Source organism: Streptomyces lothianensis (genome assembly GCF_047779955.1).
GTDB lineage: Bacteria > Actinomycetota > Actinomycetes > Streptomycetales > Streptomycetaceae > Streptomyces.
Window position 1 is genome coordinate 18923 of the sequence record NZ_JBLMKT010000044.1, and the last position, 12227, is coordinate 31149.

9 protein-coding genes and 1 tRNA gene are annotated in these 12227 nt (G+C 71.9%); 6 read left to right on the forward strand and 4 right to left on the reverse strand.

What is annotated here, in order from left to right; all coding sequences use genetic code 11:
* Window positions 1-276: 276 nt before the first annotated feature.
* Window positions 277-2550: an FdhF/YdeP family oxidoreductase gene (locus tag ACLF6P_RS16130; protein WP_415951011.1), complete on the forward strand. Its 2274-nt coding sequence runs from the start codon at window positions 277-279 to the stop codon at window positions 2548-2550.
* 82 nt (window positions 2551-2632) lie between these two features.
* On the opposite strand, the gene ACLF6P_RS16135 is transcribed toward ACLF6P_RS16130, so the two are convergent.
* Window positions 2633-2705: transfer RNA gene (locus ACLF6P_RS16135), tRNA-Leu, on the reverse strand.
* 102 nt (window positions 2706-2807) lie between these two features.
* Between ACLF6P_RS16135 and ACLF6P_RS16140 the strand changes: the two genes are divergently transcribed.
* Together ACLF6P_RS16140 and ACLF6P_RS16145 are read left to right on the forward strand one after the other, a co-directional pair.
* Complete coding sequence (locus ACLF6P_RS16140; protein WP_415951012.1) at window positions 2808-3467, forward strand: ANTAR domain-containing response regulator; 660 nt, start codon at window positions 2808-2810, stop codon at window positions 3465-3467.
* Between the two features lie 285 nt (window positions 3468-3752).
* A complete protein-coding gene (locus ACLF6P_RS16145; RefSeq protein ID WP_415951013.1) occupies window positions 3753-4154 on the forward strand; it encodes a hypothetical protein in 402 nt (133 codons plus the stop codon).
* Here ACLF6P_RS16145 and ACLF6P_RS16150 read toward each other — a convergent pair.
* Window positions 4133-5080 (reverse strand): DUF4184 family protein, encoded by a 948-nt coding sequence (locus ACLF6P_RS16150; protein ID WP_415951014.1) that lies wholly within the window; start codon window positions 5078-5080, stop codon window positions 4133-4135. The genes ACLF6P_RS16145 and ACLF6P_RS16150 overlap by 22 nt on opposite strands.
* 239 nt (window positions 5081-5319) lie before the next feature.
* Between ACLF6P_RS16150 and ACLF6P_RS16155 the strand changes: the two genes are divergently transcribed.
* The 3 genes from ACLF6P_RS16155 (at window position 5320) to ACLF6P_RS16165 (ending at window position 8514) form a co-directional block, all read left to right on the forward strand.
* Complete coding sequence (locus tag ACLF6P_RS16155; RefSeq protein WP_415951015.1) at window positions 5320-7170, forward strand: lytic transglycosylase domain-containing protein; 1851 nt, start codon at window positions 5320-5322, stop codon at window positions 7168-7170.
* Between the two features lie 190 nt (window positions 7171-7360).
* Complete coding sequence (locus tag ACLF6P_RS16160) at window positions 7361-7495, forward strand: SPW_0924 family protein (protein WP_415951016.1); 135 nt, start codon at window positions 7361-7363, stop codon at window positions 7493-7495.
* Between the two features lie 14 nt (window positions 7496-7509).
* On the forward strand, window positions 7510-8514 hold the full coding sequence (locus ACLF6P_RS16165; RefSeq protein ID WP_415951017.1) for a cell envelope lipid trafficking protein PgfA: 1005 nt from the start codon (window positions 7510-7512) through the stop codon (window positions 8512-8514).
* Here ACLF6P_RS16165 and ACLF6P_RS16170 read toward each other — a convergent pair whose 3' ends face one another.
* Both ACLF6P_RS16170 and ACLF6P_RS16175 read right to left on the reverse strand, forming a co-directional pair.
* Complete coding sequence (locus tag ACLF6P_RS16170; RefSeq protein WP_415951018.1) at window positions 8515-11106, reverse strand: ATP-dependent RNA helicase; 2592 nt, start codon at window positions 11104-11106, stop codon at window positions 8515-8517.
* Between the two features lie 165 nt (window positions 11107-11271).
* Window positions 11272-12120 carry a class I SAM-dependent methyltransferase gene (locus ACLF6P_RS16175; protein WP_415951052.1) on the reverse strand — a complete coding sequence of 283 codons (849 nt, stop codon included), beginning with the start codon at window positions 12118-12120 and terminating at the stop codon, window positions 11272-11274.
* Window positions 12121-12227 lie beyond the last annotated feature (107 nt).

A 12227-nucleotide genomic window follows, 5' to 3' on the forward strand; every position in this document is an offset into this window, starting at 1 on the left:
TTCTCTGCCACGTCCCCGATCCTCCCACGCCCCACTGACACTCCGGACCGCTCCGCGCTGAGGCGGACCGCTCCGCGCTGAGGCGGGCCGCACCGCTCCGCGGCGCACACAGCACACCTGAGCTCCGCCCTCACCACCTCACCCCGGACCTCCACTCGGCGTGATCCCCCTCACCCCCGCGTGGCAGGATCGGAAGCAGTACCCGGACCACGGCGGCACCGCGGCAGGCGCCGGCCCCGTACCCGTACAGAGGCATCCGCTCGAAGGAGAACGGTCATGGCAGCCAAGCCCCCCGCAGGCGATCCCGTACAGGACGCACCCGAGGTCGCGGCGCCCCAGCACGCCGCCGCAGGGCTGCCCGCCATCGGACACACACTGCGCATGGCACAGCAGCAGATGGGCGTGAAACGCACCGCACTGACCCTGCTGCGGGTCAACCAGAAGGAAGGCTTCGACTGCCCCGGCTGCGCCTGGCCCGAACCGGAACACCGCCACAAGGCCGAGTTCTGCGAGAACGGCGCCAAAGCCGTCGCCGAGGAGGCGACGCTGCGCCGCGTCACCCCCGACTTCTTCGTCGCCCACCCCGTCGGTGACCTCGCCCACCGCAGCGGCTACTGGCTCGGCCAGCAAGGCCGGCTCACCCGGCCCATGTACCTGCCCGAAGGCGCCGACCACTACGAGCCCGTCACCTGGGAACGCGCCTTCGACATCATCGCCGAGGAACTCGACGCCCTCGCCTCACCCGACGAGGCCGTCTTCTACACCTCGGGGCGCACCAGCAACGAGGCCGCCTTCCTCTACCAGCTCTTCGCCCGCGAATACGGCACCAACAACCTCCCCGACTGCTCCAACATGTGCCACGAGTCCTCCGGCTCGGCCCTCGTCGAAACCATCGGCGTCGGCAAGGGCAGCGTGCTCCTCGAAGACCTCCACCAGGCCGACCTGATCATCGTCGCCGGACAGAACCCCGGCACCAACCACCCCCGCATGCTCTCCGCCCTCGAACAGGCCAAGGAGCGCGGAGCGAAGATCGTCACCGTCAACCCGCTCCCCGAAGCGGGCCTGGAGCGCTTCAAGAACCCCCAGACCCCCCAGGGCATGCTCAAGGGCACCGCCCTCACCGATCTCTTCCTCCAGATCCGCCTCGGCGGCGACCAAGCCCTCTTCCGCCTCCTCAACAGACTCATCCTGGAGACGGACGGCGCGGTCGACGAAGCGTTCGTGCGCGAACACACCCACGGCTACGAGGACTTCGCGGCCGCCGCACGCGAAGCCGACTGGGAGGAGACCCTCACCGCCACCGGCCTCACCCGCGAACAGATCGATCAGGCACTGCGCCTGGTCCTCGCCTCCGAGCGCACCGTCGTCTGCTGGGCCATGGGCCTCACCCAGCACAAACACGCCGTCCCCACCATCCGCGAAGTCGTCAACTTCCTGCTCCTGCGCGGCAACATCGGCCGTCCCGGCGCCGGCCTCTGCCCCGTGCGCGGCCACTCCAACGTCCAGGGCGACCGCACCATGGGCATCTTCGAACGCCCCGCCCCCGAATTCCTCGACGCACTGCAGAAGGAATTCGGCTTCGACCCGCCGCGCCACCACGGCCTCGACGTCGTCCGCGCCATCCGCGCCCTGCGCGACGGCGAGGCGAAGGTCTTCTTCGCCATGGGTGGCAACTTCGTCGCCGCCTCCCCGGACACCGACGTCACCGAAGCGGCGATGCGACGCGCGCGCCTCACCGTCCACGTGTCGACGAAGCTCAACCGCTCCCACACCGTCACCGGGGCACGGGCTCTGATCCTGCCGACTCTCGGCCGCACGGAGAAGGACCTCCAGGACAGCGGTGAACAGTTCGTCACCGTCGAGGACTCCATGGGGATGGTGCATGCCTCACGCGGCCGCCTCGCCCCCGCGAGCCCCCACCTGCTCTCCGAACCGGCCATCGTCGCCCGCCTGGCCCGGCGCGTCCTCGGTCGGAACTCCCGCACACCATGGGAGGAGTTCCAGAAGGACTACGCGACGATCCGGGACCGTATCGCCGCAGTGATCCCCGGCTTCGAGAACTTCAACGCACGCGTCGCACACCCCGGGGGCTTCACGCTTCCGCACGCCCCACGCGACGAACGCCGCTTCCCGACGGCCACCGGCAAGGCCAACTTCACGGCCGCCCCCGTCGAGCACCCCCGACTGCCCGCCGGCCGGCTCCTCCTGCAGACCCTGCGCTCGCACGACCAGTACAACACCACCATCTACGGCCTCGACGACCGCTACCGCGGGATCAGGAACGGCCGCCGCGTCGTCCTCGTCAACCCCGAAGACGCCGCAGCCCTCGGTGATCTCGCCGACGGCTCCTACGTCGATCTCGTCGGCGAATGGCAGGACGGCGTGGAGCGCCGCGCCCCCGGCTTCCGCGTCGTCCACTACCCGACGGCAAGGGGCTGCGCGGCCGCGTACTACCCGGAGACCAACGTGCTGGTCCCCCTGGACGCGACGGCGGACACCAGCAACACACCGGTGAGCAAGGCGGTGGTGGTACGTCTGGAGCCGAGGTAGACGGTCGGCCGCTGCGGATCGGGCTCAGTGCCCGGGGCGCATCCCGCCCGGACTGTCGGCGACCTTGAAAGTGAAGGAAAAGTACCCCGGGTCGGATTCGAACCGACGCTGTATGGGTTTTGAATCCATGGCCTCTACCGCTGGGCTACCGGGGCTCCTTCAAAACGAAGGCAGGCACTCACCCGCCGTGCCCCTACCTTACCGCAGCTGGGTACGCTCGTGGAAAGCAGTTCCTGCCCCGCCACGAGGAGTCCGACGTGACCGCCCCCGAGTCTCCCCAGCCCGTCGCCGATGACGAAAACGCCCACGTGCCCCCGCTCACGACCCGTGTGGTCATCGCCGAGGACGAAGCCCTCATCAGGCTCGACCTGAAGGAGATGCTGGAGGAGGAGGGGTACACCGTCGTCGGTGAGGCGGGTGACGGTGAGCAGGCGATCGAGCTGGCCCGTGAGCACAAGCCCGATCTCGTGATCCTCGATGTGAAGATGCCGAAGCTGGACGGGATCAGCGCCGCGGAGAAGATCACCGAGGAGAGCATCGCCCCGGTGCTGATGCTGACCGCGTTCTCGCAGCGTGACCTCGTCGAGCGGGCGCGGGACGCCGGTGCGATGGCGTATCTCGTGAAGCCGTTCAGCAAGGGCGATGTGGTGCCGGCGATCGAGATGGCGGTCTCGCGCTACACGGAGCTGAAGACACTGGAGCGCGAGGTCGCGGATCTCACGCAGCGGCTGGAGACGCGCAAGCTCGTGGACCGGGCGAAGAGCATTCTGCAGACGGAGTACGGGCTGAGCGAGCCTGCCGCGTTCCGGTGGATCCAGAAGACGTCGATGGACCGGCGGCTTTCGATGCAGCAGGTGGCGGAGGCCGTGATCGAGGACTCCGAGGAGAAGAAGGCGGCCAAGGGCGGCGACCAGTAGGTCGCGTCCCCGGCGGGACCGGGATTCCGTGCCTCGTGCCGGGGGTCCGCCCTTCGGTCGGCTCTCACCCGAACGGACCCCGATTCCGGGCTGTCCGTTGCGGGCGGCGGCATCGTGGCCTGCATGGATCTTCGAATACGGACGCGCCGTGCTGCCGTCATACGGTCGCGCTGTGCCGTTGTCACGCGTTCGGGCCGCGCGGTGGTCACGCGCACCGGCCGTGCGGTGGTCATGCGTACCCGTCGTGCCGTGGTCCGGCGCGGTATACGCAGGCGGCACAGTGCGGTGCGGCAGCGGCGCCCCGCACTGCGGGCGGCTTTCGTCTCGGCGTTGATCGCGCCGGTTTCGGCGGTTTTCGCGAGGGCGGCGGTGCGCCGCGGCGTGACGGTGGCGCCGTTCGCTCCCGACTGTCGTGCGCCGCGTGATCCGCAGCTCGCCGCCCGGATGTCCAAGGGGGTCCGGGCGGCTCTGTCCTCCCGCCCGGCGGCCGCGACGCTCGCCGTGCACGACGATGCCGAGGATCTGTGGTGTTCGGTGGACGCGGGGCGTGGCTACGGTCCGGCGCATGGCGCGAGGACGCTGATCCTGGAGACCGTGCTGTGGCGTGCCGATCAGTTGCGCCGCAAGCTCGCCTGGTTCGAGGCCCGTCGGGTGGCGCCGATGCTTCAGGTGACGGAGTTCCCCTGAGACCCGACGGAGTCTTTCCGGGATCCGGGTGACGGTCCGGCGGACATCCGCTGATCGGGACGGTGGGTCCAGGGCGCGGAGTGGGGCGATGCGGTGCATGGCGGGCTGACGGGGGTGTCGGGGTCGGTGGGGTGGCTCGTCCGCAGTCGGACCGCCGTCGCGTAGGCGAGCAGTCCGGCCACGAGGCCCGCCCCGGAGCCGAAGCAGAGGGTGGGGATGACTTCCCAGGCTTCCCGGGGTGTGCCGACCTGTTGCCACCACCGCAGAGTGCGGTGGCCGGCGCCGAGCAGCACGCAGCCGCCGATGAGGGCGAGTGCGGCGATGCGGTGGCCTCGGCTGAGGCGGGGGACGCCGGCCGTGGCGGTGTGGGTGGAGCGGCGCAGCGCGGAGAGTGCGAAGCAGGTGACGGCGATGAGGGCCAGTGCCGAACCGCCGTACTGCAGGTACCAGTAGAGCGGTGATCCGGCGATCTCCTCGCCGAGCACCGGCAGTACCCGCATGCCCCACCGGTCGAGGTGGGTGAACGCGTCCCACACGGTGTGGCTCGCGGCGCCGAGCGCGGCGGAGACGGCGAACCACAGGAGCAGCGGCCCGCGTGGGCGCGATCGCCAGGTACGGCCGCGCACGAGGCCGAGCACCCGGCCCTGCCAGGCGCGGGGGAGCAGGGCGACGAGCGGTTCCCGGAGCAGCAGCCACGCGGCCACGAGCAGGGCCGTGATCACGATGTCCACGGTGAGCACTCCGGGCCAGGAGTGGGTGACCGAGCCGAACTCCATCGCCCCGGGCAGCACACTTGCCGCGAAGTACGTCATATCGGGTGCGAAGGATCCCGCGACGAGGGCGGAGGGCAGCAGTGGCCCGCGCCCGGCTCCGTTCCGGTGCACCAACGGCAGTACGGCGGCGGCATGGCTGAGGGTGAAGGGCAACGGGGCTCCTCGCGGGCGTAGGGGAGACGGCATCACCAACGGCGGGTGTGCGGCGGCATCCTGTTCGACGACGAACGGCGCGGCCCGTCGGTTCCCGGTGGTTTCCGTGTTCGCACACGCATCGAACCAGCCATGAACCGGACAGGAACCGGTATCTGCGCACAGGAACTTGCCGTATGGTCGCGTCCGTTGGCGTGCGATGATGCGCGTGGGTGGGACAAGGGAGGGGAACCGCACGGATGCGAGCGCTCTTCGGGAAGCGGATGCGCAGGACGACGGCGGCTGCCGCGGTGGCGGCGGCGGCCTTTGCCGCACTGTCGGCTTCGCAGGCCCCGGGGGTGACGGACCTCCCCTCGGGCGAGCGTCGGCCCACCGGCAGCACCGAGACGCCGCCGGGTCCGGGCGACGACTCGTACTACACGGACCTGCCGCCGCTCTCCTCTCCGGATCCGGCCGAACCGGACGCGCCGGGCGCCACCGACGGTGCGGGCTCGGGCATTCCGGAGACCGTCCTCGACGCGTACCAGCGGGCCGCCACGACGCTGCGGGCCGATGATCCCGGCTGCAATCTTCCCTGGGAGCTGCTCGCCGCGATCGGCCACGTCGAGTCGGGGCACGCCCGTGGCGGCAAGGTCGATGCCCATGGCACGACGCCGAAACCGATCCTCGGTCCGCAGCTGAACGGGAACGGCTTCGCGAAGATCACCGACACCGACGGTGGTCTCTACGACGGCGACACGACCCATGACCGGGCCGTGGGCCCGATGCAGTTCATACCCGACACCTGGTCCAGATGGGGCCAGGACGGCAACGGGGACGGCAGACAGGACCCGAACAACGTGTACGACGCGGCGCTCGCGGCCGGGAAGTACCTGTGTGCGGGCGGGCGTGACCTGGCGCAGGAGGACGAACTGCGGCAGGCCATCCTCAGCTACAACCATTCGACGGACTACTACAACACGGTCATGTCGTGGCTGGAGCACTACCGCGAGACCGGCGTGCAGGGGGTTCCGGACGGTACGGGCGAGGTGCCCGGCAACCGGAACGACGACGCGATTCCGGACCCGCGGCCGCCGGCCGCCTCGGGGGGCGGCGGCACGAAGCCGTCCGGTGGGAAGCCGTCGGGTGGCGGCACGGACACCAAGCCTTCGGGCGGATCGGGCGGCGAGTCCGCCAAGCCCACCGATCCCTCGGACCCGGCCGATCCGTCGAAGCCGGTGGACCCGGAGAAGCCCACCGATCCGACGGACCCCACGGACCCGGGTGAGCCCACGGACCCGACGGATCCCACCGATCCGACGGATCCCACCGACCCCACCGACCCCGACCCGGCTCCGGTCGTCGCCGAACTCGCCGCTGCGGGCGCCGGTTCCTTCACGGCCACCGAGGGCACCGACTTCGCCGGCACGCCCACCGTCAAGGCCGTCACGGAATCCGGCACGGGCGTCGCCGAGGTCCTCGTGCGCTTCACGATCGTCGGCGAGACCGAGGCCTCCTTCGACGGCAGCAGCACGGCCGAGGTCAGGACCGGTGCGGACGGGCGGGCGAGCGCGCCCGCGCTGCAGGCGGGGGAGCGGACGGGCGAGTTCACGATCCGCGCCACCACCACGGTCGGCGAGCGGGTGCTCACCGCGGAGTTCACCGCGACCGTCACGGCACGCCAGGCGGACACCCTGACCAGCGCCACCGCAACGCTGACCGGTGCGCCGGGCGCCAAGTTCGCCGGGAGCGTGGAGGTGACGGCCACGCTGGACGGCGTCGCCGCGCCGGATGTCGAGATCACCGCCACGATGATCAAGAACGCGGAAGGCGATCCGAGCGAGGCGGGCCCGTACTTCAAGGACCCGGAGGGCGAGGCCATTCGCAGCCTCACCCTCACCACCGGCCCCGAGGGCACCCTCGTGCTGCCCGAGGTGTACGCCGATGGCACGGTCGGTACGTACACCCTGCGGCTGCTCGCGCCCGGTGGCGGCAAGCTGGACATCGAGCTGAAGGTGGAGGCCGCCGAGTCGCCCTCGCCGGACCCGGGCTCCGAACCCGGCCCGGAGCCGACGCAGACCCCCGGCCCGACGCCGACCACGACCCCGTAACGGCGGCGGCACACCCCGCACCGCACACCCCGCACCGCACACCCGCAGCACACAACGTCACACGCGTCACCGCGCCGCCCCTGGTCCGTTTCCCGGATCAGGGGCGGCGCCACGTGTTCTCATATCGCCCCCGCGTTGCTACGGTGCCCCAGCCCTGACGCCATATCAGATTCCGGGAGGAGGGCCGGACATGCGCGCCTTGCTGGCAGCGGGGATCGGTCTCGCCGTTGCGCTCGCCCTGGTCCTCACCGTGTCGTCGATGGAGGCGCCGCCCGGCGAGACATCCCCGGAGCCACTGCTGACCACTGTCCCCGAGCACCCGTAGGGAGGGCCGCCGCGATGCGCCGCAAGGCCAGCCTCATCCTGCTCGCGTTCGCCGTGTTCTTCGCGGCCCTCTCGCCGCTGCTGCGGTTCCACGCCTTCCCGCGCCTCGCGAAGGTGCCGGCGAACCAGTACCAGGTGATGGTCCTGGAGGCGAAGGACGCGACCATCTACGACGCGCTCGAAGGCGTCAAGAAGACCGATCTGTCGATCGTGCAGACGCTCAAGGGCAATGTGGAGGAGTCCGAGAAGATCGAGGAGAAGGTCGGCAAGGACGTCGTCGTCTGGGACGGGCTCTCCTACGCCCAGGACTCCGACGGCAACATGGTCACGATGATCCCCGAGCGGTACATCTTCGACGCGCACAGCGGCGAACCGGTCCACGCGAAGGGGGAGATGGCCGCGGACAAGCCCGTCGAGCGGGAGGGCCTGGAGTTCAAATGGCCGTTCCTCACCCAGAAGCGGGACTACAAGTACTTCGACGCCCGCAGCCGTACGACCAACACCATCTTCTTCAAGGGCGAGCAGGACTTCCGCGGTCTGAACGTCTACTACTTCGAGCAGACGATCCCCTGGCAGAAGGTCGACTTCCCCAGTGTCATGCCCGGCGGCATGGACCCGGAGCAGCTGACGGGGACCGGTACCGAGATGTGGTACACGACGGTCCGCAAGTTCTGGGTGGAGCCCACCACCGGCGCTCCCGTGTACGGCGAGGAGATCCACAAGGAGGAGATGCGCGGCGGCTCGCTCGTGAAGGCCCTGGCGCCGGGCAAGGGCAAGCTCACCGTCTTCGACGGCCATGTGAAGATGCGCGAGGACTTCACCCGGGACACCGTCGAGCTGGTCAAGTCGCAGCGGGTCCTGGTGCTGCTGATGACCTCGTATCTGCCCTGGGGATTCCTGGTCCTCGGCGCCCTGCTGCTCGCCCTGGCCCTGTGGCTGGAGGCGCGCAGCCGTCGCCCCGGTGACGACCCTGAGGAGAGCGGCGACCGTGAGCCCGAGCCCGAACCGGCGGGCGTCTGATCAGCGCTCCCGGCGCAGCCGCGCGTTGGTGAAGCGGGTCGGTTCCGCACCGGCCGGGTCCTCGGGCCACGGGTGCTTCGGATAACGGCCGCGCAACTCGGCCCGTACCGCCTGATAGCCGCTGTGCCAGAACGAGGCGAGGTCCGCGGTCACGGCGGCGGGACGGCCCGCGGGCGAGAGCAGGTGCACGAGTACGGGTACGCCCGCGATCTGCGGGGTCTCGGCGAGCCCGAACATCTCCTGCAGTTTCACGGCGAGTACGGGCTGCTCGGGGTCCGTGTAGTCGACGCGCGGGCTCGAACCGCTCGGCACGGTCAGCCGCTCCGGCGCCAGCTCGTCCAGCCGCGCCGCCTCGCCGCCCGCCCAGGGCAGCAGCCGGGTGAGCGCCTGCCCGGCGTCGATCCGGGCGAGATCCGCCCGCCGCCGCGCCTTGGAGAGCTCCGGCTCGAGCCACTCGTCCGCGCGTGCGAGCAGGGACCGCTCGTCCACGGCGGGCCACGGCTCGCCGAGCCGCCGGTGCAGAAAGGCCAGCCGCTGCCGCAACTGTGCCGCCTTCTGCGACCACCTCAGGAGTACGAGGCCGTCCTCGGCCAGTCCGTCGAGGAGCGCGGTGCGTACGAGACGGGGCTCGGGCTCGCGGATCGGCCGCACCCGCAGCTCCACCGCGCCGAGCCGTTCCACCCTTCGTGCCACGACATCGCCGTCCGCCCAGCCGACCTCCTCGCCCTCGTGGCGCAGCGGCGCGGCGGCCCGCAGCGCGGTCTCCTCGTCGAGCACCGCGCCGAGCCGTACCCGCGCGTGCGCCGAGCCGACGGGACGGTCGGCGACCGCGACGGCGATCCACGCGGCCCCGGACAGCGCGGAAGCCTCGGAGAGCTCGGCCGCGGTCCCCGACACCATGAGACAGGCCTTGCCGCCCTTGTTCCGGGCGATGCGTTCGGGGAAGGCGAGGGCGGTGACGAGGGCGGGGGAGCGGTCGTCGGTGGGCTGACCGGCCTTCTCGACGGGCTGCTCTTCGACGCGCTGCTTCTCGACGCGCTGCTTCCCGATGGATTGCTTCCCGATGGACTGCTCCGCGGCCTCCTCGGTCGTGTCCTCCATCGCCTTGTCGGCGGCCGAGGCGAGGCGTTTCGTCTCCGTGCGCCAACGGGCCGCGTAGCCGTCGCCGCCCTGCCGGGCCCGGCGCCAGGCGGCGGCCAGGTCGTCGCCGTACTCGCGGGGCGGCTCCTCGCTGAGCAGGGCCACGAGTTCGGCCGCGCGCCGGGTGCCCAGATCGCGGGCGCCATCGAGCAGGGCGCGGCCCAGGCGCGGGTGCAGGCCGAGGCGCGCCAGACGCAGTCCGCGCGCGGTCACCCGGCCCGCCTCATCCAGCGCTCCGACGGCGCCGAGGGTCCTGCGCGCGGCCGCCATCGCACCGGCCGGCGGCGCGTCGAGCAGGGCGAGCCCGGCGGCATCCGGTTCGCCCCAGCAGGCGGCCTGCAGCGCGAACGCGGTCAGATCGGCGACTGAGATCTCCGGCGCGGGGAAGCGCGGAAGCCGCCCGTCCTCCGCCTCGTCCCAGCATCGGTACACGGCACCCGGCGCCTCACGCCCCGCCCGCCCCGCGCGCTGCCGTCCGGCCGCCCGGGAGGCCCGTACGGTCGTCAGGGCGCCGAGCCCGCGCGCGTGGTCGGTCCGTGGCTCGCGGGCCAGGCCGGAGTCGACGACGATCCGTACGCCCGGCACGGTCAGCGAGGACTCGGCCACCGCAGTGGCGAGCACGACGCGGCGGCGCTCACCGGGGGACAGCACGGCGTCCTGCACGGCTGCGGGCGCACGGCCGTGCACCTGCAGCACGTCCACACCCTCCAGCACCCCCAGTCGGCCTGCCACGCGCCCGATCTCGCCGACTCCGGGCAGGAAGCACAGCACATCGCCCTCGCGCTCCGCGAGCGCGCGGCGGACCGTGGCTGCGACATGCGTGAGCAGCGCCGGGTCGACCCGCATCCCGTGCGGCGGACTTACGGGGCGGGGCGGCGGCGCCCAGAGCGTCTCGACGGGGTGGGCCGTGCCGTGCGCCTCGACGACCGGGGCGTCCGCGGCCGTACCACCCGTACCACCCGTACCGGCCGCGACACCCGCACCGCCCGGTTCGCCCGAGCCCTCGCCCGTGCCGAGCAGCCGGGCCCACCCCGCGGCGTCGGTGGTCGCGGAGGCGGCGACCAGACGCAGGTCGGGGCGGAGCGTGGAACGCACGTCGAGGAGGAAGGCCGCGACCGTATCGGCGTCGAGATGCCGCTCGTGCACCTCGTCGAGGACCACGACATCCACCCCGGACAGCTCCTGATCGCGCTGCAGCCGCTGCAGCAGCACCCCGGTGGTGACCACCTCGACCCGGGTACCGGGCCCCGCCTTCCGCTCACCGCGCACCGTGAAGCCGACGGCCTGGCCCACCTGCTCCCCGAGCAGCCACGCCATCCGCCGCGCGGCGGCACGGGCCGCGATCCGGCGCGGCTCGGCCACCAGGACCCGACGCGGGGCGCCGCCCAGGAGCCCCGCCAGGTGCAGGGGTACGAGGGTCGTCTTGCCGGTGCCCGGCGGCGCACAGAGCACGGCGGTGCCGTGCTCGTCCCAGGGCGCGGGTCAGCTCGGGCAGCACATGACGGACGGGCAACTGGTTCAGGGCGGCGTCGGCACGGGTCACCCGCCAAGTCTGCCAACCCGGCTTGCCGGCGGGACCGCTCGGTCCCGCTCGCACCGGCCCGCCGCGGGGACCGCTCAGTCCCGCTCGCAGACGAAGATCGCCGTTCCCGGGATCAGGGAGCCGCGCAGGGGCGACCAGCCGCCCCACTCCTGGGTGTTCCAGGACGGCCACTCCGGTTCCACGAGGTCCACGAGCCGCAGACCGGCCGCGGCCACCTCGCGTACCCGGTCGCCCACGGTCCTGTGGTGCTCGACGTAGACCGCGCGGCCGGTGTCGTCCTGTTCCACGTACGGCGTGCGGTCGAAGTACGAGGACGAGACCGAGAGCCCCTCGGGGCCCGGCTCGTCCGGGAAGGCCCACCGGATCGGATGCGTCACCGAGAAAACGAAGCGGCCGCCGGGCCGCAGCACCCGCCGCACCTCCCGCAGCACGAGCACCGGATCGGCCACGAACGGCAGCGCCCCGTACGCGGAGCAGGCCAGGTCGAAGGAACCGTCCGCGAAGGGCAGCGCCCCGGCGTCCGCCTCCACCAGGCCGATGCCCTCGGCACCGAGCCTGAGCGCGTGCTGCAGCTGCCGGTGCGAGAGGTCGAGGGCCACCGGGTGCGCGCCCTGCGAGGCCAGCCAGCGGGCGCACTGGGCGGCGCCCGCGCCGATCTCCAGGACCGCGCTGCCCTTCAGGGCCCCGGGCGGGCCGAGCAGCCGGGCCTCCGCCTCGTCGAGGCCCTCCGGGCCCCAGACGAAGCGGTCGTCGCCGAGGAACGCCCCGTGATCGCTCTGGTACTCGTCGGCGTTGCGGTCCCACCAGCCGCGGCTGGCCCGGCTGCTCTCCGTGGTGCCGGCATCGCGGCGCGTGGCCACGGACTCGTCGTCGACGGAACCGGTGGACGTGGTTGCGAATGCGTCGTCTGCGGACTCTTGGATGACGGGCTCCAGCGTCGTAGGGTGCGTGGCATCTGACGGTCTGTGGGGTCGCTCAGGCGCCTGCGGGCACCCGCTCCCCCGCCGACGGCGGGCCTCCGGGACACCGG